We start from the raw sequence: 24,982 nt of genomic DNA, 5'->3' as shown, positions 1-24,982 counted from the left end.
TGAATCTCAGAATCTTTTAAATCAGCAAATCCAAAATTTAATCCATTAGGTGAGGCGACGACATTGGTTTCCGCCGCAGCCTTTACATCCAGTCTTCCTGCACCTTGTGTAAGCACATCATATGATGCCAGCGGCTTCGCGGATTCTTTTAAAATACTGGCAATCTCGCTAGCTTTCCAGGAAGGGTGGAGTTGTTTTATGAGGGCAGCTGCACCTGCCACATGAGGGGCCGCCATGCTTGTCCCGCTCATTCTTGTGTAACCGGAATCATCTTCTTGTTTCTTGATGTACGTCGAATTGATTTCAACACCTGGAGCGACTAAATCAGGCTTTGCTCGTAGGTCGGAATTACCACGGGAACTAAAATTAGCAATTTGATCTGTTGCGTCTTTTCCTGTAATCGTGATTTTAACAGGTCCCTTGGACAAGTAGGTCTTTAATTCCCCAGCTTTTATTTGGTCAATTTTCATAGCGACCAACGATTCCAACCGGCCGTCCATGGATGAACCTGTCAGGAATTCATGTTGTGCTTGTAACTCTCCAGGTAAGTTGGATGTATATTGAGATGGTATAGTTTCTCCTATTTTAAAAGAAGGACCATTTTCCAAAGGCTCGAAAAAGAGCGCAGCGTCGGCACCCTTTTCTTGAGCTGTAATCCCCGCTGTATAGTATTGCTGTGAATCTGCCAATAAAGGCAATTGAATGAGAACAATCTTTCCTTTTACATCTAATCCTTCGTAGTTTTCCACTCGTCCTTCTCCAACGTCTACCAGCTCGCGGGTAATTGCTGCTTCAGGAGGGTTAGCTGAAATCCCAAGGCGGGTAACGGACAAATTCTCTTCAACTGGGGCCACCATTTTTGCGTCAGGTACTTTGATACCGCTTGTACTAGCGCCGACAGCAAGTACTCCCTCAGCCATAGCAGGAGCACCAATTGTTCCATATCCAGGGCCTGAATTCCCGGCTGCCGCTACAACAACTACACCGGCATCAACCGCATTTTGGGCGGCTTGGGAGATGGGATCACTGCCATTTCCTGGACCGCTTAGGCTCATATTTATGACACCTGCCGGGTATGGATTGTCTGGAGAAATAGATGCTTCTATTCCGGCAAGGATATCGGATGTATATCCTGATCCGTTATTATCTAGGACTTTATAGGCTGTTATCGATGCATCAGGTGCCACCCCGGTCACTTTACCATGAGCCGCAATGATTCCGGCAACATGGGTTCCATGGCCGTAGTCGTCCATTGGGTCGTTATCATGATTGACAAAATCATACCCCCCGAGTACTTTGTGCCCTGATCCGAATCCTCCTCCCAGGTCAGGGTGAGCATAGTCCACACCAGTGTCAATCACAGCGACCGTCTCTCCTTTCCCTGTAACTCCTTGATTTTCTTGGTCGTGCATGGACCAAACGTCAGGAGCACCAATCGAAGGAACGCTGTTGGCTAAGTCTGCGTGATATTCCTGATCCGGATACACCGCTTTTACGCCTGGAAGGGAGCGCAGTTCATCCACTTTGTTTTTGGGCACTTGTAATGCCATCCCGTTCAAGGTAAACGTATATTCGTTAGATTTGTTGAATGGAATCCTCTTTTCATTTAATGCTTGTAACATTTTTCCTTGTGCCTGTTTCAAGCTCTCGGTTTGTTCTTTCAACTTACTTACCGTTGATTTGGAAGCGGCTCCTATCTTTTCTGACTTCGGCAGGGCGTGAATCACAGGTGCGCCGTCCATTTCGACAATAACACGTGTCATTGCTTCATTGGCATTAATTCCCTGTGCTAAACCGGTTGGAGCTACAAAAGGAAATTTAGCACTGGAGAATACTAGGGTTGAAGTGAAAAGCCAAGTTGCCGTCCTCCCATTAAACCACTGATTTCTTTTTTTCATCTTATGTATCACCTCTAAAATGTATTGCATTTAAGGATAGTAAAATTAAACTATTATTAACAATGGTAAAAATTAAGACTATTCTAAATGCTATGGCTATTATATGGCGATATTTTTTTTTGGTAAATGACATCCTTGTTATGATAATGATTCATTTTAGTTATCAATAAAGAATAGAACGAGGGATTGAATCAATTTTGGATTTATTTGATCCTATAGAAGGTTGGAAGAAGGGAAATAGAATAACGGCAGAAAATATACAAAAAAAACCTATCCTTTTTCTATTAAAGGGTTCCGTTTGGAGGTGCAAAACGATAAATTGACACATGAAATGGCATAAGAACTTACTATGCCATTTTTCTTTTTATATAAAGGCTTTTTTAACTTTTTATAGAGAATTGACAACCTAAAGGATGTAATTATTTTATAGGACAATTGTTGTTGTACTCTAAAAAATAGTTGTCAATTAACGTGTCAAATGATCAGTCAATTTCACTAACATTTTGATATTAAATCATAAAAATTACCTAAGTTTACTCAACTAAGTAAACAAAGAAAATATTAAATGAACTAAATTTGTTATGAAGTGAAAGTGTTGGTTACAAAACAAGATGAAATTAAAGTAGTAGTAGGTGCAGGAGCGTTTAACAATAATCCTGGATGGATTCAAACACAAGAAGATGAACTTAACTTATTAGATAAGACTACTTGGGAAAGTAGATTTGATAATAATTCTATCTCAGCTATTTTAGCTGAGCATGTATGGGAGCATCTTACCTATGAAGAAGGTGTAGATGTAGCTAAAGTTTGTTATAAATTTTTAAAACCATCAGGTCATATTCGTTGTGGTGTTCCTGATGCGTTTTTTCAAGACGAAACCTATCAAAATATAGTGAAAGTAGGAGGACCTGGACCTAAAGACCATCCAGCTGCAAGCCATAAAATATTATACTATTAAAATAAAAATAAGGAATATTTATCCTTATTTTTATAATCAAGAACTTTATCTTACATACTTAAAAATTTATTGACTTATTATCGAATAAGTAGTTAAATTAAAACAGACCGATAGTTCTTTTCTGGAGGTGAATTGAATAAGATTGAGGAAGTAGCGATGTTTTAAAATCAGATGTTTTATAGTACAGAATTGGATTTAAATATTTTTTTTGGTTAAAAACAGACCGGACGGTTTTTTATTGGAGGATGAAATAATGGCGAGTAAAAAAAGTTCAATGTTTTCTCAACTAATAGCAGGTTACTTGTTGGTCATTGCGACATCAGGATTTGCAAGATTAGCCTATGGTGTATTAATGCCTTCTATGCAAGAAGATTTAGCTATCAACTACGCTCAGGCAGGATTTTTAGCTACGATCATTTCACTTGGATTTTTGGTTATTTCAACACTTATTGGCGTTTTGGCCCAAAAGATTGGCATAAAGAAAATTGTATTAGCCGGAGGATTTTTAGTTACAGTTTGTCTGTTCCTTGATAACGGATATGGAGATAATCCTTATGAATGCCGTTAATGACAAGCGTTTCAATCCCTAAATACTTACCGATACCATGATTAACGTGGACTACATAATCACCGATTTTCAGCTCAGAGTAACTCTTGATTCTTTCAGCATTTGATAGTTTTTGGCGATTAGTAGATTTTTTGACTCGTTTATTAAATAGTTCTTCCTCAGTAATCACCGCTATTTTCTGGATTGACAGTTCAAAACCCGTTTGCAGATTTCCGTGCATAATCTGAACTTTACCAGGCAGCAACTGTTGTCCGCTCTTGATAACGCTCGCATTGATTTCATAGTCCTCGAGGACACGCTCTAGCTTTTTAACCCGCTCTTCATCGGGTCCTAAAAATAAAATAGAATAATTGCTTTTTTTCCATCGGTCAACTTCTGCTTTTAATAAATGCATTTGGCCGTGGAAGTTTTGCATTTGCTTGCAGGAAATATTAATAATATTTTGCGGACTTGTATTTGCCACATGCCGTAAAAATAAGGACATATAAACAATCGGCCATTCCTTTTTATGCAAAAGGACAGTAAGGTCATGGGAAATATGTAAATCATGGACAATCTGACCGGTGCCGAGTAAACTTGTATACCATTCTGCCTCTTCTTTTACTAATGAATCATTCATTTCTTGAACCCGGCTTATTTCGTCAATAAATACAAGTCCATTTCTTGGCAGGTAGTCTAGTAGACTACTAGCGCTATCGTAGGCTAGTGACAGGTATTTAAAGACTTGGTCAGGCTTCTGTCCATTTTTTAATTGCTCTAATTCAAAACTAATATTCTGTGACAGCTGCATTTTTGCCTTATCATCCTTCAGCTTTCGAAGGCTTTTCCCTAACCCTGCTTCAAGCTTCTCAACAATTTGGCTATAATTCTCTGCTTCCAATAATACCTCTGTTGCCGGTCCAATTTGAATCTCTGAAACCTTTTCCTTCGAACGCTGGTCTTCTAATGAGAAGGAACGAATCGAGTCGATTTCTGTATCAAATAATTCAATTCGAAGCGGATTGGCTTCCGTCAGCGGATAAATATCAATGATTCCGCCTCTTACACTAAATTCTCCCGGCGTTGTCACCATTTCAGCTCGAACATACCCCATTTTGACAAATGTATTTAAGGTTTGGTCGATATTTATATCTTCTCCTAATTTTAACGAGAGTTGGTATTTCTCCCATATTGACTTAGGCGGGACAATTTTCTTTAATCCTGCTATCGGGACAATTAATATTCCTTTTTTATGCTTGCTCCAGTAGTTTAAGGCCTCTATTCTTTGTGCCTTTAATTCAGGACTGGCAATGCTCATTTCGGCAGCAATTAACTCATTAGCAGGAAAAAGGAAAACTTCCTTCTCGCTTAATAGATTGACAATATCATCATAAAGTTTTTGGGCTTGTAATAGATTATGGGTGACGAGCATGATCGGCCTTTTCATTTGTTCGTAAATAGATGCGGCTAATACGGTTCTAGACGAACCCGATAACCCGGCAATCAGCTGTTCCTTTAGGCCCTCCTCCACCCCTGCAATCACGGAATGGACATCTTCCTGCTTGAGGAATAACGATGTTAAAGCATTCAAGGTTTCTCCTCCCTCCTTCTTCCATCAAAAATCATATTATTATTCTTATTTTAGTAAATTATAAATAGAAAAACGCTTTGGATAATCAGTCCAAAGCTGGTTAGTGAATAAGGAAATCGTATTGGTGGTAATCCGGAGTCCGTTCTAAAGCTTCTTGACAGTCTTCACAAATGGCTGTGATGTGAATATCGCCAGATGAGTCATACGCTACCATTTCCAGTCTTTCTTGATCATTTAATTTATGAAGACCGAGGGCCTCGCTGTGTATGGATGCTTTGTCAATTGAACCAAGGTTTGTACCACAATGCCGACAATGGTAATGGATGGCCACGCCTGTCCCTCCCTAATCTAGGATTCCTTAATAGTATGAACCTTCTGGGAGGAACTTATTCAATAAGAAACCGTTATCATCATGACCCAACATATCTTTTTATTGCTTTATTGTATGAGACAAATGGGTAATTCATGAATCATCATGACTGATTATACTCATTCATTACCTGCAAGAAAGGCTTCTCTAGCCACGCTGCACAGGCTTCTGCACTTTTTTTCACGGCTTCTTCCATTGGTGCCTTTTCATCCGTACGAAAACGGCCAAGGACATAATCAGGCACGCTCATTCCTGCTTGAGGGCGATCGATTCCAATTCTAATTCGATTAAACTCCTGGGTGCCAAGATGAGCAACTGTTGACTTAATTCCATTATGTCCACCTGGACTCCCTTTTTGCCTAAGTCTAATCTTTCCAACGGGCAAGTCAAGATCATCATAAATAACAAGCAAATCTTCCTGGGCTATTTCATAATAATCCATGACAGCCCTAATTGATTCTCCGGATAGATTCATATAGGTCAGCGGTTTTAGCAAAATTGCCTTTTCGCCGTTATAAAAACCCATTCCATACAGCCCTTTAAATTTAGACTGGTTAAGTGGAATAGAAAAAGTACTTGATAGTGCATCAATGACTTCAAATCCAATATTGTGCCTCGTATGTTCATATTGTTTCCCAGGGTTACCTAAACCAACTATTAATTTCATTCTGGGTCCCACCTCTTCCGGTTTAGCCAACCTTTTAAATAATTTTCGAAACATGTTTTTCCCCCATGAGAGTGTAATGAGGTAAAAGACGTAACCTTGTAAAGATTACGCCTTGTTGCTACTCTTTAATTTACAGTGAATGGAGAACATTGTCTAGCCTAAGGTGCAGGTCTTTTTATTCTGGAGTGGTCTCTCTGCCTTCTTCATTATCAGGATGTCCGCCATCTTGCTGCTCTCCTGCATTGATCTCATCTTCTTGTTTTGGAGGAAGGATTGAAGCAATCACTTCATCATTTTCATGGTTGATTTGGAAAGTAGATCCTTGGTTAAGAATGTCTGAAATGGTTAGCGTTTCGCCTACCTGCAGATTCGTTACATCGACCTCAATTTGTTGCGGGATATTATCCGGTGTCGATGTAATCGATAATTGATGAAGCGGCTGCTGTAAGACACCGCCATCCTTTACACCTGCTGCATCCCCAGCTAAAACAAGTCTTACCTCTACATTAATCTTCGAGGATTTATCGACCGCTAAGAAATCAACATGGATGATTTCTCTTTTAATTGAATCCTCTTGGTAATCGGTTAAGACTACGTCCTGTTTGCTGCCGTCCACATCTAAAGAGATAACTCCATTCCGGCCCACTTGGCGGATTGTTTTCGTTAAGTCAGCCGAACTAACATACACTGGCTTACTATCAACTTTGGTACCATAAATGATGGCCGGGATATTTCCATTCGTTCTAATTTGCTTTAATTCTGAGTGACGGAGTTCCTTCCGTTCCTTTGCCTGTAAAACAGTACTCATGTTTAACACCCTCCTATATTATCGAAAACTGTCTATATAAAAATGCCCCAAAACAGGTGGGTCTAAACATTTTTTTAGCGGATTATCTAAAACAGGAAGATGTCTTTAACACAAAATAGGATCCAGCCTTATTGGCCAGATCCTTAAACTTTTGATCAATCAAACAATGTACTTACGGATTGCTCTTCGTGAACCCGAATAATTGCTTCACCAAGAAGCGGAGCAACGGATAGGTTAATGATTTTATCAATCTTTTTCTCCTCTGGAAGTGCAATCGAATTGGTAATAACTAATTCTTTAATTTTTGAATTTTGAATTCGTTCGATCGCAGGTCCTGATAAGACTGGATGAGTACAGCAAGCATACACTTCTGATGCACCGTTTTCAATTAGGGCGTTTGCAGCTAGAGTGATTGTTCCGGCTGTATCAATGATATCATCAATCAAAATCGCTGTTTTTCCTTCGATATTACCGACGATATTCATGACTTCCGCCACGTTTGGTCTTGGACGGCGTTTATCAATAATCGCAATTGGTGCTTTTAACCGCTCAGCCATTTTGCGGGCTCTTGTCACTCCACCATGGTCTGGAGAGACAATGACAATATCGCTTTCGAATTCTCTTGTTTTAAAATAATCCGCTAAGATCGGTACACCCATTAAATGATCTGTAGGAATATCAAAGAATCCTTGAATTTGTGGTGCGTGCAAATCAAGACAGATAACACGGGTCGCTCCTGCCGTTTCAAGCAGAGTTGCCACTAATTTAGCCGTAATTGGCTCACGGGCACGTGCCTTACGATCCTGACGTGCATAGCCATAATAAGGCATAACAATATTAATAGTCTTGGCTGATGCTCTTTTTAACGCATCAATCATGATTAATAATTCCATGATATTTTCATTTACTGGCTGGCTAGTCGACTGGATAACATACACATCGCCGCCACGAATACTTTCTTCGATATTAATTTGAATTTCACCGTCACTAAATCTTGTGACCGAACATTTTCCTAATTCAACACCGATGAATTTCGCAATTTCTCTTGCAAGAGGGAGATTTGAATTTAAACTAAACACCTTAAGATTTGGGTCTAAATATTGATTCGACATGATAGCCTCCTAAAATCATTCACTTATTTCTTTAGATTCAGCTTTTGGACGTAATTTTCCTTATTCACTTGCTGTGCCCGGGCAATCGATAAGGCATCGCCTGGTACATCTTTCGTAATCGTCGAACCTGCCGCCACATATGCACCCTTCCCAATAGTAACAGGGGCAACTAGATTTGAATTGCAGCCAATAAAGACTCCATCTTCAATCTTAGTTAAAAATTTATTTTTTCCGTCGTAATTAACTGTAATGGAACCGCAGCCGATGTTCACATCAGAACCTACCTCTGCATCACCGATATAACTTAAATGGGAGGCTTTGCTTCCTTTTCCAAAGACAGCTTTTTTAATTTCCACGAAGTTGCCTATTTTTACTTCATCTTTTATTGTCGATTCTGGGCGAATATGAGCAAATGGCCCAATATTGACATGAGCACCAATAGAACTATTATGTGCAACTGATTGACGGACTACCGTTTCCGCACCAATTTCACACGAATCTATTTCTGAATTTGGACCAATGTGGCATTCAGATCCAATTACGGTTTTACCTTTAATCATCGTTCCTGGATAGATCACCGTGTCCTGCCCGATTTCAACATCCGTTTCAATGTAGGTATTGGCAGGGTCAATAATGGTTACCCCGTTCCTCATATGAGCTGCATTTGTTCGTGCGCGCATAATTCGCTCTGCTTCTGCAAGAGCGACACGGTCATTCACACCTAGTGTTTCTTCAAATTCATTTGTTTGGAAAGCTGTGACAACTTCCCCCTGCTTCTTTAAAATTTCAATGACATCAGGTAAATAATATTCGCCTTGTACATTGTCATTCGAAACATTCTTTAACGCTTCAAATAAGGCTGTATTATCAAAGCAATAGGTTCCTGTATTAATTTCATTGATTTTTCTTTCATCTTCCGAGGCATCTTTGTGTTCAACAATTTTTTCTACCAAACCGTCAGCGTTACGAATAATTCGGCCGTATCCAGTCGGGTCTTCAATTCTTGCTGTAAGAATCGTCGCTTTTGCTCCTAATTCTTCATGGTGTTTAAATAAATCTTCCATTGTTTCTGCTCTAATTAAAGGAGTATCACCACATACAACAATCGTTACTCCTGCTTTGCCTTCAAGGATATGCTGTGCTTGGCTTACAGCATGGGCAGTTCCTAACTGCTGGTCCTGAAGAGCATATTGACTTCTGTCACCTAATTGTGCTTGGACCATTTCTGCCCCATGACCAGTAATTGTGACAATTTCTTTTATATTAAGTTTCGTTATTTGGTCAACCACATGTTGGACCATTGGTTTTCCGCATACCGGGTGTAATACTTTATATAGCTTAGATTTCATCCGCGTCCCTTGTCCCGCGGCTAAAATCACAGCATAACGATTAGACATGAACAGTCCTCCAATTAACCTATTTATCCACTAAAAATATTAACGTAATTGAACGCTCTTTTCAAGGTATGTGAAGGAAGTGTCTATTTTTGTAATAATGAATTAATTTAAACTGAGAGAAAGGTAAGAGGCTGATAAGGGGAGGAAGTGCCTTTTGCACAATAAAAAGAGCCTTCATAGAAGAAAGGCCCTAGTTGTAAAAATCCTTAGGAAGCTCCGGCTTCTTCAAATTCTACTTCCAATTCACCTAGACGGTGGTACTCAGCCAAAACAGCTTCTTGGATTTTACCGCGTGTTCCTGAATTGATTGGATGCGCAATGTCACGAAATTCTCCATCAGGAGTACGTTTGCTTGGCATAGCTACGAATAAACCGTTATTTCCGTCAATAACACGAATGTCATGAACGACAAACTCATTGTCCAAAGTGATTGATGCAATCGCTCTCATTCTTCCATCTGTGCTAACGCGGCGTAATCTTACGTCAGTTACTTCCATGTGCTCACACCCTTTTCTTTAGATAAAAAGCTAAGTAAATAAATTCAACAATCTTTTCAAAAATCCTTCTTTATATTCAAAATATTTTTGAAAAATTAGGGCGAAATAGTGAACACTATGGAACAATAGACGAAAGGAAAAGATCTAATCTCTTATTTAACGAGTGCGACCACTTCAATTTCCACTAATACATCTTTCGGCAATCGAGCAACCTCGACACATGAACGCGCAGGTTTGTGAATGGAGAAGTATTCGCCATAGACCTCATTTAATGCAGCAAAATCATCCATATTTTTAATAAATACTGTGGTCTTTACCACTGTCTCAAATGATGCACCTGCAGCTGTTAATACCGCCTGCAAATTTTGAAATACTTGGTGAGCTTGTTCTTTAATATCGCCTGTTACTAAAGACCCTTCAGCTGTCAATGGGATTTGTCCAGAGCTATAGAACAAATTATTAACAATAATTCCTTGTGAATATGGGCCAATTGCAGCCGGTGCTTGATTAGTTTGAATTATTTTCATAGAAATTCCCTCCATCTACTTTTTTAAATAATTGCCTGCTTGGACATTAATCTGCTTTTCTTTTACATCTACATTAGCCAATTGTACGAGCGAAGTATATTCATCGACAAGCCGCTCTTGTATTTTTTCTGCTTCTACTAACACAGCAATTCCCGCCAGATGGCCATTAAATTCCTCAAGCAGGCTGATCATCCCCATAACTGTTCCGCCAGCCTTCATAAAATCATCCACAATCAGGACACGGGAACCTTCTTTCATACTTCGTTTCGAAAGGACCATTGTTTGTATTCTTTTCGTTGAACCAGATACATAATTAATACTAACAGTCGGACCTTCGGTAACCTTACTATCTCTTCGGACAATCACAACAGGAACATTCAACTGACTTGCCACGGCATAGGCAAGTGGAATTCCTTTTGTGGCCACAGTCATGACCACATCTATTTTTGCGTCGGTATAAGCAGAGGCGATAATGCGCCCTGCTTTTTGGACCACCTGCGGATTGCCTAAAATATCTGTTAAGTATAAATACCCTCCAGGTAACAACCTGTCAGGATTGGCAATCAGATCACACAATTCATTGATAAAAGGCACCGCTTTTTCATGGCTTACTTTTACAAAGAATTTTACCCCGCCAGATGCACCGGGCACGGTTTGGATCGTTCCAATTCCTCTGTTTTCAAACGTCTCTTTGATGATCGCCAAATCTTCACTAATCGAGGATTTCGCAGAGTCATAACGTTCGGCAAAAAAGGTAAGCGGAACTAATTGTCGAGGATGGTCCAGTAAGTAATTTGTCATATCAATCAATCGTTCGCTGCGGCGAAATTTCATAACAAGCCCCCAAAAACACGAATATTCTAACTTAAGGATACCATTTTCGTACGTCTTCAATCAAGTGAGTGTCGTTCTCCTAACATTCGGACAGCAAATACTTGATCACAGAATCCTCTTAATCCGTTATAAATTCGGTGCATTCTTGAATCATGCTGAACAATTCCAAACACGGTCGGCCCGCTCCCGCTCATTAGGACTGCATCCGCACCAAAACGCTTCATTTGTTCCTTAATGAGAGCAACTTCAGGATGAAGGTTTAGCGTTACCTCTTCTAAAACATTCCCAACGTTGCTGCATACCTTTTGGTAATCATGCTCATGGATTGCTTCAATCATACCAGCGATATTAGGATGGACCGTTTCATTAATAGCGAGCCTTCTGTATACTTCAGCTGTCGACACCCCTATAAAAGGCTTCGCCAGGATGACCCAGCATGTCGGCGGGGCGGGTATTTGTGTAATAATTTCTCCTCTCCCCTTTGCCAAGGCTGTCCCGCCATATACGCAAAAGGAAACATCCGATCCAATTTCACTGCCAAGTTCGGCCAATTCATCCATGGTTAATCCAAGATTCCAAAGTTTATTTAGACCTCTTAAAGTGGCTGCAGCATCACTGCTTCCTCCCGCAAGTCCAGCTGCGACCGGAATGGTTTTTTCAATCGAAATCATCACACCTTGTTTAACATGGAATCGATCTTTTAAGAGCTGGGCAGCCTGAAAAGCTAAATTACGCTGGTCATCAGGGACATAGCGATTGTGAGAAAGGATATGTATTTTATCTTCATTTAATAACTCTAACTCTACCCGGTCCGCCAAATCAATCGTGGTCATAATCATTTCCACCTCATGGAAGCCATCCGGGCGTTTGTGTAAAACATCTAATGCTAAATTTATTTTGGCCGGTGCTTTTACTAAAAGCTTCACTACGTCCACCTACTTCTGTATAATCCACTGTTTCCGAAAATCCACATTTTGTCCTATTTTACCACAAAATGATAAAAGTAAGACGTGAGATATGCGAAATCCTATCAAATTTCATAATTTATTATATGTTTTATAAAAATAAAGTCAGATATTGGAGAAAAAAAGACCAGAGGAACATGTTCCTCTGGTCTCGCTGCAGTAAGTGATTGATTAAAATTATAAGCGGAAGTGCCTTTTTTAGAAGTCAACCTCTAGGACTCCGATTGGCTAACTGTTCTTGTGCAAGTTCAACAGCACGCTTGACCATATTCCCTGCATCTTTTGCCTTTATGCCGCCCCATCCTTCTTTTTGAACAACATCATAAAATCCAAGTTCCTTTGCCAACTCTTCTTTAAAGTGACTGGACATTATTCCTTTTCTTCTGCCCATCTAAACAACCCCTTTCATACTGCAGCATTATTAGTATGGGATAGAAATCGTTATTTATGATGGATCACATTGCACGATCTCTCTAGACTCATCATCTAATAGATTTCGCTTTATAAATAGCAAAAAGCAGTAAACATTCGTTTACTGCTGCAGATTGCTTATATACTAATTTAAGGCTAAATGTCCTGATGCATCTTCGTAGAAAGTGATTTGAACTGTCTCTGTTAATACATCCGCATAGCTGTAAGAAACACGTTCGAATGAGTTTTCATCCTGATCTAATTCAATAACAAAAACAGATGGATAAGTTTCCGCTAAAACACCGGAACGTTCAATGGTTTTTCTACGTCCACCATTGGCTTTAAGCAGTAATCTTTTCCCTAAATTTGTGTCAAGAGCCTTCTTAATATCGGCTAAGGTTTTTGGCATTCGGTCCACCTCACTGTGTAAAGTATAACACACTGACATAGTTATGTCAAACAAAAACATAAATTATATCAGTCAAACAAAAAGATTGTCAATATGTTTTGTTCTACTTTTTCTACTAAAATTCAACATTTTTAGCTTGCCTTAAATTACGGGTAATATGTATCGGCCATAAAATAAAAAAATAAGCCTTTTCGTTTTGGAAAGGCTTATTCATCTTCCTCTTCTTGGATTGGCCGATAAGGCATCCCTGTCCTTAACACTCCCTTTGTTTCGATCCCGCCAAGTCCCTTTTCACCTGTTAAGGTGTTTCGTAATACATCCCATACGTTAATTCGTTCCATAAAAGGTGTAAAGCTTATTTTAGCAACGATATATACAGGGTCTAGGGCATGAATGTTAATTCTTGAGGGAGAACTCGCGAAGTTTGCACCGGCGTGAATCAATGATTCAAAATGCGATTGGCACGCACCAGCAAAGATGACAAGTTGGTCCAAGTGGGGGATTCTTTTCCGTGCTTCCTTCACCGTTTGAACGAAATGTTTTGAATGACGGTACGCATTAATATCTGTCATCTTCCCTTTTGCTTTTGAATAAGCATCATGTCCAGTGATCACAAGGATATCGGGACGATACGTGTCAATCAGGTCACCAATTCGCTCAGGCATTTCCTTTTCATTACAATGTATCCCCATAACAGGGATCCCCACTTTTTCATATACCGTCATACATTTCTTTAAATAGGATGGATCACCATCTAGATGGAGAACCTTCCCTGGCATTTGAAAATAATTACTTGGTTTTGCATAGCCGCCAGTCGCCGCGTATTCCTGCCGGTGCTTAATTAATTCTACATCTTGAGTAAACAGCCGAAATGACTGCTCCTCCAATGTCCGGTATTCATTCTTCAGCTTGGCTCTTTGATTATGGTCAATAACAACCAAATCCTCGTATGGGGCATCTGCTACGAGGCGGAAATCCTCTCCATATAGGACTGCAAACTTCTGGTCGTTTATTTTTCGGACATCAATTATACGAAATAGAATATCACAGTTATACGAGCTCCTGCCGACAATATCATTTATTTTTATATCCACTGTCGTCACTCCAATAAGACCAGTAAATAGGCCTAAATAAGGTTTCTCTCATAGGCTATGCAATACCCTAGCTATTTGTGAAAAGGACTATTAAATTAGTCTGTTGATTGGCGCTCCAGTCACTTCGCTTTCCGCGGGCGTGCCGGAGATCCTCCTCGTCGCTTTGCTCCTGCGGGGTCTCNNAGTCTTCGTGCCTTCCGCGCCAATCAACAGTGTGCTGAAATTCTCATAGTAAAAAAATAGACCCTTTAACTAGGGTCTAATGGAAAAACGGATATAATGCTTCGCTTAAACGGCCAAATTCTTCTAAGGAAAGGGTCTCGCCTCTTCGGGTAGGATCAATCCCACTGGCACTTAGGGCTTGAAGGATTTGCTCCTTTTTTTGTTTTCCATCAGGCAGCTGGCTTGTTAGATTGTTAAGCAGGGTTTTCCGACGCTGAGCAAAACTTGCCCTTGTCACTTGGAAAAAGAACACTTCATCAGTCACTTTAACCGCTGGTTGTTCCCTCTTAGTCAAACGAATAACTGCTGAATCAACATTTGGCTGCGGGACAAATACTGTTTTTGGGACAATCATGACGGTCTCAGCCTCTGTGTAATACTGAACAGCAATGGAAAGAGAACCATAATCCTTTGTCCCAGGCTTTGCTGAAATACGGTCTGCCACCTCTTTTTGAAGCATACAAACAATTCCGCGGATTGGCAAATGCTCTTCAAGAAGCTTCATAATGATTGGCGTAGTCACATAATAAGGTAAATTAGCAACAACCATTATATCGTTAGTTTCAGTAAATTCTTCAGTGATGACTTGGGCAACGTCTGCTTCTAGCACATCGTTATGAATGATATTTACATTTTGATATGGCGATAACGTGTCCTTTAAGATAGGCAATAACCGTTGATCGATTTCAAAGGCAACGACTTTTTTACTCGTCCGGGCCAGTTGCTCAGTAAGCGCACCAATACCTGGTCCGATTTCAATCGCACCAGAATCTTCTGTGAGATCCGCAAAACTGACAATCTTTTTTAAAATATTTGTATCAATTAAAAAGTTTTGACCGAGGCTCTTCTTAAATGAAAAACCGTATTTATTTAAAATTTCTTTTGTCCTTACCGGGGTAGCAATATCTTTGTTATTCATGTAGTTCCTCCTGACGTACAACCCTTAGTGCTTCTGAAAATTCTTTTTTACTGATTTGGAACATCATTAAGCGTTTATGGAGCTGTTTCCCATTTGTATATCCTATTTTTAAAAATTCACCCAGGATGATTCTTCTCTCTTTCGCTCCTTCGCCGCCAACAAGTCCAGCGGTAAGTAAGTCCTCTTGTGTTATTTCTTCTGTATACGTCTCACTCATAACCTGGGCATCCTTTAGTGCCTCTTGGATTGCTTCTGGACTGGCATGCTCCACACCAAGGCTTTCCCCGACTTTTCCCATCGCCGCTTCCTTTGTTAAAAAAGCATGTTTACAACCAGGGACAGCTTCAGCAATTGTCTTCCTAATTTTCTCACCTGGAAAATCAGGATCGGTAAAGATGATTACGCCTCTTGTCTCTTGCGCACGCCGTACCTTTTCTATGGTAGTCCCATTTACAGCCGACCCATTTGTTTCAATTGTATCAGCATTTACTGCTCGTTTAATCGCTGTTGTATCATCCTTGCCCTCTACAACAATAATTTCTTTAATCTTCATTTTGTTAATGTAGGCCTCCGTAACTCCGTAATAAAAAAATAAAAAATTGAAAAAAACTTGAAACATTTTTGTAATGTCCATCGTCTATATTATCAAACAGATTCATACAATTAAGTAAGAAAAGATTACCCATCTGCTTAACTGGGTATACTGTTTTTATAAGTATGTATTCGTTGTTAGTATAAAGAAATTTACGAAAAAAGCAAAATGCAGAGGATAGGACCCTCTGCATAAAGGAAATTAATCTAGTACTTTAATCTTTACCTTTTTCCGCCCCCAGCGGTATGCATCACTTTTTGATGGCATGAATAAATCAATGATATATCCCTTAATGGCACCGCCTGTGTCACCCGCCACAGCGTAACCATAACCGTCAACATATACCTTTGATCCAAGTGGAATGACTCTCGGGTCAACCGCGATTACCTTCATGTTCGGATTCGCACGGAGATTAAGTCCGGTTGCTGTTCTTCCTGAACACCCATTGCAATACGCTGTATAGGCAGTTGCAGTCACATAAAACTCTTTTCCCGGCTCATTAGCAGTACCACGGGAAACTTGTAATGATAATTCCTTCGTTCCGACAGCCACAACCTTATCTTGTTTCTCTGCAATCTTCTGCTCACTTATTAATTTTCTAGATACTTCTTTGCCATTTTCAAGCCAGACTTCATACTGTTTAGAAATGCGGCCTTTTTTACCCTTGGTAATGGTTTTTTCCTTGCCTTTTTCTAAACTTTCATCCTTCTTGGTTACCACAGCAAATTGAACAGGTTCTTCCACTACATCGGTGACTTTTTCTACTCGAATGACGTTAACAACACCATTCTTAGCGATGGTTTCTGTTAATGACGGTTCAACTCGGTCTAGTTGGTTTAGCTTAATGCCCTGTTGTGATAAAAAGTCAGCGACCGTAGCCGAAGTGGCCCAAACTTGTTGCTTTTTACCGCCGTCAACATATGTAAGATGAAACGCTTTCTTTATTCCAACCTTCATCTTATCTTTAATTGCTGCTTGCGGCCTAGGTGAGATTTCATCATGTTTGCTCAAAACAATTTTCTGCTCTTTTAGGAGTCCAGCTATGGAATCAGCTGTCGTCCAGATCGTTTTCTTCTCGTTGTCCTTGACAATGTGAACCTGTTTAGCTTGCTTCCATACGACCATAAGGTGGTCCTTCACCTTTGAATTCGCCTTTGGTTGCAAATAGTCTTGTGAGCGGATGGATACATCCATTTCCTCAAATAATTCATTGACTGTATCCGCATGTGTCTTTACGACCTTTTGCTGATTGTTAAGAGTGATGGCAACAGTTTTCTTTGACCCTTCATAAAAAAGAATTCCAAGAGATGTCAACAAAACTACGAAACTAGCAAAAGCAATGGTCAATGTCTTCCGGCTCAAAGACTGGGGAAACAGGTTTTTCATGGTTTTGAATACGATGAAAAACGCCTCCTTTTCTTAGAGAGATTAATGAACCATGCTGTCGGCTGTCTATCCTTGCATACTCTGCGAGGGTATTTCTAATTATGCACAAAGTTAGAATATTTGCAAAGAGAAACTTCTCGACACGGTTATCCTATGTAGAAAAGGAGACGTGTAGAACTTTTTGTTATCATTAAATTTTAAGACAAGCTTCCACTGACTTCGACAAATTTCCCTATCATTTTATGGCGAATAATTTTTTAGCATTTCGTGTCGTAGCTTCCGCCACTTCCTCAAATGTCAACCCTTTTATTTCGGCAATTTGTTCAGCCACAAGTTTTACATAACTAGGCTCATTTCTTTTTCCACGGTACGGATGGGGAGCTAAATAAGGGCAGTCCGTTTCAATTAACAGCTTTTCTAACGGTACTTCAGCTGCTACTTCTTTCGGCTTTTTAGCATTTTTAAAGGTCACTGGACCGCCTAAAGATATGTAGAAGTTCATTTTGACACATTCCATCGCCACTTCAGGACTGCCGCTAAAGCAGTGCATAATTCCGCCTACTTCTTCTGCGCCTTCTTCCTTTAAAATTCCCACGATATCCGCAGTAGCTTCGCGATTATGAATAACGATTGGCAGTTTCACCTTTTTAGCCAGCCTAATTTGTTTCCGGAAAACCTCCTTTTGAATATCCTTCGGGGATTTGTCCCAGTGATAATCCAAACCCATTTCACCAATCGCAACAACCTTTGGATGGGCAGTTAATTCCTCTATCCACACTAAATCTTCTTCCGTCATGTCAATCGCATCAACTGGATGCCAGCCAACACAGGCATAAATAAAGTCATAGGTTTCGGCTAATTGCATAGCTCGCTCTATGGTTGGACGATCAAATCCGACAACCACCATATGGGTGACGCCTTCACGTTCTGCTCTTCCAATCACTTCTTCTAAGTCTTCGTTATACTGGGTATCATTTAAATGTGCATGTGTGTCGAATAGCATAGTAAGCAAGAACCTCTTTTCCTTATTTTTCTCTAAATTGTGCACTTACAGCAGTTTAATGTCAAAAGATAAAATAAAAAAGGAAATGTCCCGAAATTTGTTTCACGTGGAACATTTAAAAGCGGAAGCGCCTTGTTCAGGGGCTTATAACCCCGAGCCACTAGGCCCTGGAGCTGGATATAACTAAAAGTAAAAGCGCCCTTAACAGGCGCCTTAACTATATTTATTATTTTACTTTAGCACCGTTTGCTAATGTTTGATCGACTGTTGCCAAAGAAAGTTGGCCATCTTTTGAGCCGGCTAAAATCATGCCCTGTGACAATTCGCCGCGCAGTTTGACTGGTTTTAGATTCGTAATACAAATCACCTTGCGGCCGACTAATTCTTCAGGCTTATAATATTGAGCAATTCCTGAAACAACCTGACGTTTTTCATATCCTAAATCAAGTTGAAGTTTAAGAAGTTTATCTGCTTTTTTAATCGGCTCGGCTTGAATAACCTCAGCGACACGCAAATCAATTTTCATGAAATCATCAATCGCAATTTCATCGATTTCTTCTGGTTGTTCTTCTGGCTTTTCTTCTTTCTTTTCTTCCGCTGCTGGGGCAGAACCTTGCATTTTCGTCTTAATAAAGTCTACTTCCTCTGCAATTTCAAGCCTTGGGAAAATTGGTGCAGCCTTCTCAACCTTTGTTGCATTTGGAATCAAGCCAAAGTCAGCTAGGCTTTCCCATGCTTTGAGTGATTCCTCTTGTATACCCAGTTGCGCAAAAATCGCATTCGGAGTACGTGTTAGGAACGGTTGTAGTAAAATGGCAATTCTTCGTAATGATTCGGCTAGATGAACCATTACACTAGCTAGTTCCTCGCGATTAGCCTCGTCCTTCGCTAATGTCCATGGTTTAGTTTCATCAATATATTTATTGGTCCGGCTGACTAACTGCCAAATTGCTGTTAGCGCTACAGAGAATTCCATTTTCTCCATTGCTTCCTCATATTTATGAACGGTTTCTTGATTCACTTGCAGGAGTGACGCATCAAATTCACTGATAGAACCAGTATAATCAGGAATAACCCCGTTAAAATACTTTTCAATCATCGCAACGGTACGATTTAAAAGATTGCCAAGATCGTTTGCTAAGTCAAAATTAATTCGTTCAACAAATCCTTCTGGTGTAAAGACGCCATCCGCTCCAAATGGAACTTCTCTTAATAGATAATAACGAAGAGCATCGAGACCATAACGGTCAATTAGGGTGACAGGGTCAACCACATTCCCCTTCGATTTGGACATTTTTCCATCTTTCATTAACAACCAGCCGTGGGCAAAAACCTTCTTTGGAAGTGGAAGATCCAATGCCATGAGCATAATTGGCCAATAGATGGTATGGAACCGAACAATTTCCTTCCCGACAAGATGTACATCAGCCGGCCAATAGTTTTTGTATTTAGCATCATTGTCTGTCCCAAATCCGAGCGCTGTAATATAGTTGGATAATGCATCAATCCAAACATAAATGACATGTTTTGGATTTCCCGGCACCTTAATTCCCCAATCAAACGTGGTCCTCGATACAGCTAAGTCTTCTAGACCTGGCTTGATAAAGTTATTAATCATCTCATTCTTACGAGATTCAGGCTGGATAAAATCAGGATTTTCCTCATAATACTGCAATAGACGATCTACATATTTACTCATTCTAAAAAAGTAAGATTCTTCTTTAACCTTTTCAACGGGTCTGCCACAATCTGGACAATTCCCATCCACTAGCTGCCGATCCGTAAAAAAGGATTCACACGGTGTACAATACCAGCCTTCATACTGATCGAGGTAAATATCTCCTTGTTCAAGGAGTCTTGCAAAGATTTTTTCGACAACCAGTTTATGCCTATCCTGGGTTGTTCGAATAAAATCATCATAGGAAATATCAAGTTTATTCCATAACTCTTGAATACCATCAACAATTCCATCCACATACTGTTGCGGAGTAATCCCCGCCTCTTCTGCCTTCCGTTGAATCTTTTGTCCATGCTCATCCGTCCCAGTTAAGTACATAACATCATAGCCGCGCAACCGCTTATATCGTGCCATTGCATCACCTGCAACAGTTGTATAGGCATGCCCAATATGTAAATTTCCACTAGGATAGTAAATCGGTGTCGTCAGGTAAAAAGTCTTTAATTTATTCTCCATTTTGTATCCCTCCAATGGTTGGCGAGTGCACAACCCTATTAAACCATTATTGCCTGTTTTTTCCCGTCTCTATCATCAAAATATACCTAAAATTCAACTTTTGTGCAAGGAGACACGCGATCGTTAACTTCCAGATTTTTAAAATTATTACCCTATTACACCCATAAACGCTTTACGTCCTTCGAAGTATTTGTAGTTCAATAGTAACAAAATATGCAGGATTTTGTCGAATATTACCGAGTCGAACAAACATTCCTACTAAAAACCAATAATATTATTATGGTAGTATTTAGTAAATTTTTAGATAAAATGTTGACAAATCAACACTTTTTTAAGTTAAACAGTTATACAATTATTTTTCATAATTTAATAATTGACGGATATGGGAATTTCTTGTATTATAAGGTTATGAAAAATTTGTCGAATAATGACGAAGAAATAGATAGAGAAAAATATGTTCATAATATGAGAGGAGCTAGTAAAAATGAAATCTACAGGTATCGTTCGTAAAGTTGATGAGTTAGGCCGTGTGGTAATTCCAATCGAATTAAGACGTACTCTTGGTATCGCTGAAAAAGATGCTCTTGAAATTTATGTGGATGATGAGCGTATCATCTTAAAGAAATACAAGCCAAATATGACTTGCCAAGTAACAGGAGAAGTATCTGATGATAATCTATCTCTTGCTGGCGGTAAATTGATTCTTAGCCGTGAAGGTGCAGAACAATTAATTCAAGAAATTCAAAACAACTTTGAATTAGTAAAATAAGAACAAGCTCCAGCACATTGCTGGAGCTTTTATATTATTCATATGATCACTTCATTATTCGACATGATAGGCCTGATACACATCTCTTTTATTCATATCACGGTCTTTCGCCGTTAGCTTAATCGCTTCTTTCGAAGGAATATTTTTTTCGGAAATATAATGATTTACATGTTCTTCAAGCGTTAAGCTTTGCCACCAGCTTGGTGCTTCCTCCTGCTGCTGATCGGTCCCTTCCACAATCAAACAAAACTCCCCGCGAATTTCATCCTGATTAGTCCAAGCGATTACTTCATCGATTGTTCCTCGAATAAATTCCTCATACTTTTTCGTTAATTCCCTGCATATGGCCACATTCCGGTTTCCCAGCACATCAACCATAATTGATAAGGTTTCTTTTAACCGGTGCGGAGATTCATAGAAGATTAACGTTGCCGACTGCCACTTTAAAGCTTCTAATTCCAAACGCTTCTCCTTTTTATTTCGATTTAAAAATCCAAAAAAGTAAAATGGCTGACACGGCAACCCTGAAGCAATTAATGAGGTCAATGCGGCGTTTGCACCTGGCAAAGGAACCACTGTTACCTTTTCCCGTGTAGCGGCTAACACTAACTCATAACCAGGGTCAGAAATTGCAGGCATCCCCGCATCACTTACAAGGGCTATTTTTAACCCTTCCTTTACCTTTTGAATCAATTTATCACCGCTTGTTTCTTTATTGTGTTCATGATAACTGACCACGGGTGTTCCAATTTCAAAGTAATTGCAAAGTTTCTTTGTATTCCGTGTATCTTCAGCAGCAATTAGGTCTGCCTCTTTTAATAATCGAATGGCCCGGAAACTCATATCTTCTAAATTCCCTATAGGGGTAGGGATTAGATATAAAATCCCTTTTGTTGCCTCATTTTCAAAGCTCTTTTGCTGCCACATGGCTATCACCTGTTTCTCTTATTAAAAATTCATCTTTTTTCTTTCTAGTTAATTGTTTGAAATTGTATTCTGCCCTTAGTGCATCGCCTTTATTTTCATAACATCGATAGTATGTAAGTTCGACCGGTCCTCGGCCCCGTGTATACTTTGCCCCTTTTCCTTCATTATGCATCTTGATCCGCTTTTCCAGATTATTCGTGTATCCACCATACAAACTCCCGTCCTTACAGGTAAGCACATAAAAGAAATGTTCATTTTTCTCCATATAGAATCTCTTTTATTTCTGAAGTATATTCATTAGTTTCATTATAGACAAATAACGGTGGGAGAATTTTTAAATCTGGACTGCCATCCTTAATCGCCTCAATCAAAAGAGTATTTGCCTCTTTTCCCTTCTTCGGATAAACAAATTGAATCCGTTTTGGTTCAAGCCGGTATTCTCTCATCAATGTAATGATATCCAACAGTCGTCCAGGCCGGTGGACAAAGGCCACCTTTCCGCCTTGTTTCACTAATTGACTCGAGGCCTTAACCGCGTCCTCTAATGTGCAAAGAATTTCATGGCGAGCAATAGCTAGATGTTCATTGGGGTTCATTTCTTCCTTAGAAGGTGTAGTAAAATAGGGTGGATTACATGTAACAACATCAAACTTGCCATGCCCCAGTTGCTTATGAATCTCCTTGATGTCACCATGAATCATTTTCAGCCGACTTTCTAGCTGATTATATTCAATACTTCGGACGGCCATATCGTACAATCGTTCCTGTATTTCAACACCAGTTATTTGCCCTTTCGTACGTGCACTTAAAAATAAAGGAATCACACCATTCCCGCTGCATAGGTCAATTATGTTTCCTTTTTGAATCGGAACATAGACAAATCTTGCAAGTAAAACAGCATCAAGGGAAAAGGCAAAAACGGACGGACTTTGGATAATCCGTAAGTTTTCTGCTAACAAATAATCTAACCGCTCATCTTCCTTTAAGTTAACCAAGGTTTCCATCCTCCAACAAAATGTATGAAAATAGAGGCTGATTATTTTCAGCCTCTTTAAATTATTTCTTATTTAGAAAGGAAAGGCAGAATAAACAATCGCCTTCTTTGCGTAAACTTCCAAAATGAAGGTTACAAATATGAAAACCTTCTTGATATAGACGGGCAAGGTTATCATATCCTTCCCCTACATCAAATGGCTTAACACCAGACGTCTCGGGTACAGATGACCCTTTTTTATTCTCTGTTTCTTTCTTTTCCTCTTCGGTCCTTACATCTAAACGGCGTCTCAAATGTTCATTTTCGAGCTTTAAATAATGATTCTCTTCTAGTATCTCGGCTAAATGCTGCTTTAATTCTCCTAGCTTTTGGTAAAGATGGCCAATTTGTGTTTCCATATTACTTACTGATTCAAATATTTCTTTTTTATCCACGTCTTCCACCTCGTTAATCTGTGGATTGTATAGAAAAGGCACCTTCTTTATTGATTTCCTCCAAGGTATACTCCAGAACGCGTTCCTGTTCCTTCAGTTCAACCTGTAGTACCCGCTCTAATATATTTAATCCTACTACTTTTCCTTTACCTTGCGGTGTTTCAATGATTTCCCCTAAATCCGGCAGCAATGCTTTAGCAGATTCATATTCATCATTTTCGTACTTTAAACAGCACATTAATCTGCCGCATAATCCAGATATTTTTGTAGGATTTAATGATAGGTTTTGGTCCTTTGCCATTTTGATCGAAACGGGATCGAAATCCCCTAAGAAGGTGGAACAGCATAACATTCTTCCACATGGACCAATACCGCCAAGCATTTTCGCTTCATCACGAACACCAATCTGGCGTAATTCAATTCTCGTCCGGAAAATAGCTGCTAAATCCTTTACAAGCTCACGGAAGTCAACTCTCCCATCAGCAGTAAAATAGAAGATCACTTTGTTTCGATCAAATGTATATTCAACATCGACTAGTTTCATATCCAGTTGATGCTCATTCACTTTTTCATTACAAACCTCATAGGCCTCTTTTGCTGCTTGCTTATTCTCTTCAACGATCATCTTATCCTTCGGGTCGGCAATTCTAACCACTTTTTTGAGTGGAAGGACAACATCATGCTCCTCAACCTGTTTGCGAGCAATTACTGCTTTGCCATATTCCACTCCACGAACTGTTTCGACAATGACAAAGTCGTCTTTTTCGATGGAGAGTTCCCCTGGATCAAAATAATAGATTTTCCCCGCTTTTTTAAAGCGTACTCCTACAACATCATACAAATGAAGATCCCTCCTGCAATTTTAACACAAGCTGTTCCATCATCAGCTGAGGATTCATATTCCTCTCCAGCTTCCTCTTTGCATCAAGGATAGCTGACATTTGATCCGATATGCGCCGTCCAGATGTATGCAGGGCAAATTGTCGCAGCCGTTCGCTTTCCTCTCGAAAAACAATCTGCTCCTGCCTATCTAATTGTATATATAGTAAATCCTTAAAAATAAGAAGTAAAAGGTCTAAACCACGGTGTATCTGTTCTTTCTCTTTAAAGTGTGAAAACCAATCAGCCTGAAGCGTTACCATTGCTTCTAGCGGATTTTTTTTCAACACCTCATATAATTTTACCACTATTTTTTGGGCTTGTGCAAACCATTCATCGACATTTAAATTTTGGGCTTCATCTAAACTGTTGGTTAATTGTGATAGCAATGGTGCCTTCTGCGGTTCTACGCCGTTTTCCACCAATTGTTTAATCATCACTTGTGGTGATAATGGATGGAATGTTAGTATTTGGCACCTAGAAAGGATCGTTGGCAATATCTTTTGCGGTTGTTCTGTTAAGAGAAAGGCAACCGTCCCGGGATTTGGTTCCTCTAAGAATTTGAGTAAACTATTAGA

Annotated in this window: 27 protein-coding genes and 1 pseudogene; 3 read left to right on the top strand and 25 right to left on the bottom strand. The window is 39.6% G+C overall.

What is annotated here, in order from left to right; genetic code table 11:
• Positions 1-1,898 (bottom strand): S8 family serine peptidase (locus V7659_RS01845; protein ID WP_335537737.1); only part of this gene is annotated, 1,898 nt, incomplete at its 3' end.
• A gap of 592 nt (positions 1,899-2,490) precedes the next feature.
• On the opposite strand from V7659_RS01845, the pseudogene V7659_RS01840 reads away from it, so the two are divergent.
• Positions 2,491-2,850: pseudogene (locus V7659_RS01840) on the top strand (class I SAM-dependent methyltransferase); the annotation flags it as partial.
• A gap of 259 nt (positions 2,851-3,109) precedes the next feature.
• A complete protein-coding gene (locus V7659_RS01835; protein ID WP_335537736.1) occupies positions 3,110-3,424 on the top strand; it encodes an MFS transporter in 315 nt (104 codons plus the stop codon).
• Here V7659_RS01835 and V7659_RS01830 read toward each other — a convergent pair.
• The 18 genes from V7659_RS01830 to metG all read right to left on the bottom strand — a co-directional run bounded on the left by V7659_RS01830 (position 3,366) and on the right by metG (position 20,401).
• Positions 3,366-4,994 carry a CarD family transcriptional regulator gene (locus V7659_RS01830; RefSeq protein ID WP_335537735.1) on the bottom strand — a complete coding sequence of 543 codons (1,629 nt, stop codon included), beginning with the start codon at positions 4,992-4,994 and terminating at the stop codon, positions 3,366-3,368. The two genes, V7659_RS01835 and V7659_RS01830, sit on opposite strands and share 59 nt — an antisense overlap.
• A 100-nt stretch (positions 4,995-5,094) precedes the next feature.
• The gene (locus V7659_RS01825) at positions 5,095-5,325 is read right to left on the bottom strand and encodes an anti-sigma-F factor Fin family protein (RefSeq protein WP_144555614.1); all 231 of its coding nucleotides are present in this window, start codon (positions 5,323-5,325) and stop codon (positions 5,095-5,097) included.
• Between the two features lie 142 nt (positions 5,326-5,467).
• Positions 5,468-6,031 (bottom strand): aminoacyl-tRNA hydrolase, encoded by a 564-nt coding sequence (pth, locus tag V7659_RS01820; RefSeq protein WP_335537733.1) that lies wholly within the window; start codon positions 6,029-6,031, stop codon positions 5,468-5,470.
• A 175-nt stretch (positions 6,032-6,206) separates the two neighbouring features.
• The gene (locus V7659_RS01815; protein WP_335537732.1) at positions 6,207-6,839 is read right to left on the bottom strand and encodes a 50S ribosomal protein L25/general stress protein Ctc; all 633 of its coding nucleotides are present in this window, start codon (positions 6,837-6,839) and stop codon (positions 6,207-6,209) included.
• Positions 6,840-6,994: 155 nt separating this feature from the next.
• Positions 6,995-7,951, bottom strand: coding sequence for a ribose-phosphate diphosphokinase (locus V7659_RS01810; protein WP_335537731.1), 957 nt, complete (start codon positions 7,949-7,951; stop codon positions 6,995-6,997).
• 23 nt (positions 7,952-7,974) lie between these two features.
• Positions 7,975-9,348 (bottom strand): bifunctional UDP-N-acetylglucosamine diphosphorylase/glucosamine-1-phosphate N-acetyltransferase GlmU, encoded by a 1,374-nt coding sequence (gene glmU, locus V7659_RS01805; protein WP_335537729.1) that lies wholly within the window; start codon positions 9,346-9,348, stop codon positions 7,975-7,977.
• Between the two features lie 206 nt (positions 9,349-9,554).
• The gene (gene spoVG, locus V7659_RS01800) at positions 9,555-9,845 is read right to left on the bottom strand and encodes a septation regulator SpoVG (RefSeq protein ID WP_026565468.1); all 291 of its coding nucleotides are present in this window, start codon (positions 9,843-9,845) and stop codon (positions 9,555-9,557) included.
• Between the two features lie 152 nt (positions 9,846-9,997).
• Complete coding sequence (locus V7659_RS01795) at positions 9,998-10,372, bottom strand: RidA family protein (RefSeq protein ID WP_144555609.1); 375 nt, start codon at positions 10,370-10,372, stop codon at positions 9,998-10,000.
• Between the two features lie 15 nt (positions 10,373-10,387).
• A complete protein-coding gene (purR, locus tag V7659_RS01790) occupies positions 10,388-11,206 on the bottom strand; it encodes a pur operon repressor (protein ID WP_335537725.1) in 819 nt (272 codons plus the stop codon).
• Between the two features lie 56 nt (positions 11,207-11,262).
• On the bottom strand, positions 11,263-12,132 hold the full coding sequence (gene ispE, locus V7659_RS01785; RefSeq protein WP_335537724.1) for a 4-(cytidine 5'-diphospho)-2-C-methyl-D-erythritol kinase: 870 nt from the start codon (positions 12,130-12,132) through the stop codon (positions 11,263-11,265).
• Positions 12,133-12,376: 244 nt separating this feature from the next.
• Positions 12,377-12,562 carry a small, acid-soluble spore protein, alpha/beta type gene (locus tag V7659_RS01780; RefSeq protein WP_335537723.1) on the bottom strand — a complete coding sequence of 62 codons (186 nt, stop codon included), beginning with the start codon at positions 12,560-12,562 and terminating at the stop codon, positions 12,377-12,379.
• A gap of 165 nt (positions 12,563-12,727) precedes the next feature.
• Positions 12,728-12,991, bottom strand: a complete 264-nt coding sequence (gene veg, locus V7659_RS01775; protein ID WP_066249244.1) for a biofilm formation stimulator Veg — start codon at positions 12,989-12,991, stop codon at positions 12,728-12,730.
• Positions 12,992-13,197: 206 nt separating this feature from the next.
• A complete protein-coding gene (gene yabG / locus V7659_RS01770) occupies positions 13,198-14,085 on the bottom strand; it encodes a sporulation peptidase YabG (protein ID WP_335537722.1) in 888 nt (295 codons plus the stop codon).
• Between the two features lie 259 nt (positions 14,086-14,344).
• Complete coding sequence (gene rsmA, locus V7659_RS01765; RefSeq protein ID WP_335537721.1) at positions 14,345-15,226, bottom strand: 16S rRNA (adenine(1518)-N(6)/adenine(1519)-N(6))-dimethyltransferase RsmA; 882 nt, start codon at positions 15,224-15,226, stop codon at positions 14,345-14,347.
• Positions 15,219-15,779, bottom strand: a complete 561-nt coding sequence (gene rnmV / locus V7659_RS01760; protein ID WP_335537720.1) for a ribonuclease M5 — start codon at positions 15,777-15,779, stop codon at positions 15,219-15,221. Before rnmV ends, rsmA begins: the two co-directional genes overlap by 8 nt.
• 240 nt (positions 15,780-16,019) lie before the next feature.
• Positions 16,020-17,204, bottom strand: coding sequence for a ubiquitin-like domain-containing protein (locus V7659_RS01755; RefSeq protein ID WP_335537718.1), 1,185 nt, complete (start codon positions 17,202-17,204; stop codon positions 16,020-16,022).
• 235 nt (positions 17,205-17,439) lie between these two features.
• The gene (locus V7659_RS01750; RefSeq protein WP_335537716.1) at positions 17,440-18,207 is read right to left on the bottom strand and encodes a TatD family hydrolase; all 768 of its coding nucleotides are present in this window, start codon (positions 18,205-18,207) and stop codon (positions 17,440-17,442) included.
• Between the two features lie 226 nt (positions 18,208-18,433).
• The gene (metG, locus tag V7659_RS01745) at positions 18,434-20,401 is read right to left on the bottom strand and encodes a methionine--tRNA ligase (RefSeq protein WP_335537715.1); all 1,968 of its coding nucleotides are present in this window, start codon (positions 20,399-20,401) and stop codon (positions 18,434-18,436) included.
• A gap of 484 nt (positions 20,402-20,885) precedes the next feature.
• On the opposite strand from metG, the gene V7659_RS01740 reads away from it, so the two are divergent.
• Positions 20,886-21,170 (top strand): AbrB/MazE/SpoVT family DNA-binding domain-containing protein, encoded by a 285-nt coding sequence (locus V7659_RS01740; RefSeq protein ID WP_026565480.1) that lies wholly within the window; start codon positions 20,886-20,888, stop codon positions 21,168-21,170.
• Positions 21,171-21,224: 54 nt separating this feature from the next.
• Here the strand turns inward: V7659_RS01740 and rsmI are convergent, their stop codons facing one another.
• The 6 genes from rsmI to V7659_RS01710 all read right to left on the bottom strand — a co-directional run.
• Positions 21,225-22,097, bottom strand: a complete 873-nt coding sequence (gene rsmI, locus V7659_RS01735) for a 16S rRNA (cytidine(1402)-2'-O)-methyltransferase (RefSeq protein ID WP_335537714.1) — start codon at positions 22,095-22,097, stop codon at positions 21,225-21,227.
• On the bottom strand, positions 22,075-22,362 hold the full coding sequence (locus V7659_RS01730; RefSeq protein ID WP_335537713.1) for a GIY-YIG nuclease family protein: 288 nt from the start codon (positions 22,360-22,362) through the stop codon (positions 22,075-22,077). Before V7659_RS01730 ends, rsmI begins: the two co-directional genes overlap by 23 nt.
• Positions 22,349-23,101: a tRNA1(Val) (adenine(37)-N6)-methyltransferase gene (locus V7659_RS01725; protein WP_335537712.1), complete on the bottom strand. Its 753-nt coding sequence runs from the start codon at positions 23,099-23,101 to the stop codon at positions 22,349-22,351. The genes V7659_RS01730 and V7659_RS01725 overlap by 14 nt, the downstream gene beginning before the upstream one ends.
• Before the next feature lie 52 nt (positions 23,102-23,153).
• Positions 23,154-23,525, bottom strand: coding sequence for a DNA replication initiation control protein YabA (gene yabA, locus V7659_RS01720; RefSeq protein WP_335537711.1), 372 nt, complete (start codon positions 23,523-23,525; stop codon positions 23,154-23,156).
• Positions 23,526-23,538: 13 nt separating this feature from the next.
• Complete coding sequence (locus V7659_RS01715) at positions 23,539-24,366, bottom strand: PSP1 domain-containing protein (protein WP_098576747.1); 828 nt, start codon at positions 24,364-24,366, stop codon at positions 23,539-23,541.
• The coding region (locus tag V7659_RS01710; protein ID WP_335537707.1) for a DNA polymerase III subunit delta' C-terminal domain-containing protein at positions 24,359-24,982 on the bottom strand (624 nt) is incomplete at its 5' end. The genes V7659_RS01715 and V7659_RS01710, both read right to left, overlap by 8 nt.

Source organism: Neobacillus drentensis (assembly GCF_036966985.1).
GTDB classification, from domain to species: domain Bacteria; phylum Bacillota; class Bacilli; order Bacillales; family Cytobacillaceae; genus Neobacillus; species Neobacillus drentensis_E.
The sequence above is the reverse complement of the archived record's forward strand: the minus strand, read 5'-3'. Positions and strand labels throughout refer to the sequence as shown.

Bases quoted from the DNA above. Each gene is read 5' to 3' on its own strand.
- V7659_RS01835 (WP_335537736.1), top strand. From the start codon at position 3,110: ATGGCGAGTAAAAAAAGTTCAATGTTTTCTCAACTAATAGCAGGTTAC.
- pth (WP_335537733.1), bottom strand. From the start codon at position 6,031: ATGAAATTAATAGTTGGTTTAGGTAACCCTGGGAAACAATATGAACAT.
- rnmV (WP_335537720.1), bottom strand. From the start codon at position 15,779: ATGAAGATTAAAGAAATTATTGTTGTAGAGGGCAAGGATGATACAACA.
- metG (WP_335537715.1), bottom strand. From the start codon at position 20,401: ATGGAGAATAAATTAAAGACTTTTTACCTGACGACACCGATTTACTAT.
- glmU (WP_335537729.1), bottom strand. From the start codon at position 9,348: ATGTCTAATCGTTATGCTGTGATTTTAGCCGCGGGACAAGGGACGCGG.
- V7659_RS01750 (WP_335537716.1), bottom strand. From the start codon at position 18,207: ATGCTATTCGACACACATGCACATTTAAATGATACCCAGTATAACGAA.
- rsmA (WP_335537721.1), bottom strand. From the start codon at position 15,226: ATGAATAACAAAGATATTGCTACCCCGGTAAGGACAAAAGAAATTTTA.
- V7659_RS01725 (WP_335537712.1), bottom strand. From the start codon at position 23,101: ATGGAAACCTTGGTTAACTTAAAGGAAGATGAGCGGTTAGATTATTTG.
- V7659_RS01740 (WP_026565480.1), top strand. From the start codon at position 20,886: ATGAAATCTACAGGTATCGTTCGTAAAGTTGATGAGTTAGGCCGTGTG.
- V7659_RS01795 (WP_144555609.1), bottom strand. From the start codon at position 10,372: ATGAAAATAATTCAAACTAATCAAGCACCGGCTGCAATTGGCCCATAT.
- rsmI (WP_335537714.1), bottom strand. From the start codon at position 22,097: ATGTGGCAGCAAAAGAGCTTTGAAAATGAGGCAACAAAAGGGATTTTA.
- spoVG (WP_026565468.1), bottom strand. From the start codon at position 9,845: ATGGAAGTAACTGACGTAAGATTACGCCGCGTTAGCACAGATGGAAGA.
- V7659_RS01815 (WP_335537732.1), bottom strand. From the start codon at position 6,839: ATGAGTACTGTTTTACAGGCAAAGGAACGGAAGGAACTCCGTCACTCA.
- V7659_RS01730 (WP_335537713.1), bottom strand. From the start codon at position 22,362: ATGGAGAAAAATGAACATTTCTTTTATGTGCTTACCTGTAAGGACGGG.
- V7659_RS01755 (WP_335537718.1), bottom strand. From the start codon at position 17,204: ATGAAAAACCTGTTTCCCCAGTCTTTGAGCCGGAAGACATTGACCATT.
- V7659_RS01810 (WP_335537731.1), bottom strand. From the start codon at position 7,951: ATGTCGAATCAATATTTAGACCCAAATCTTAAGGTGTTTAGTTTAAAT.
- veg (WP_066249244.1), bottom strand. From the start codon at position 12,991: ATGCCAAAAACCTTAGCCGATATTAAGAAGGCTCTTGACACAAATTTA.
- purR (WP_335537725.1), bottom strand. From the start codon at position 11,206: ATGAAATTTCGCCGCAGCGAACGATTGATTGATATGACAAATTACTTA.
- V7659_RS01780 (WP_335537723.1), bottom strand. From the start codon at position 12,562: ATGGGCAGAAGAAAAGGAATAATGTCCAGTCACTTTAAAGAAGAGTTG.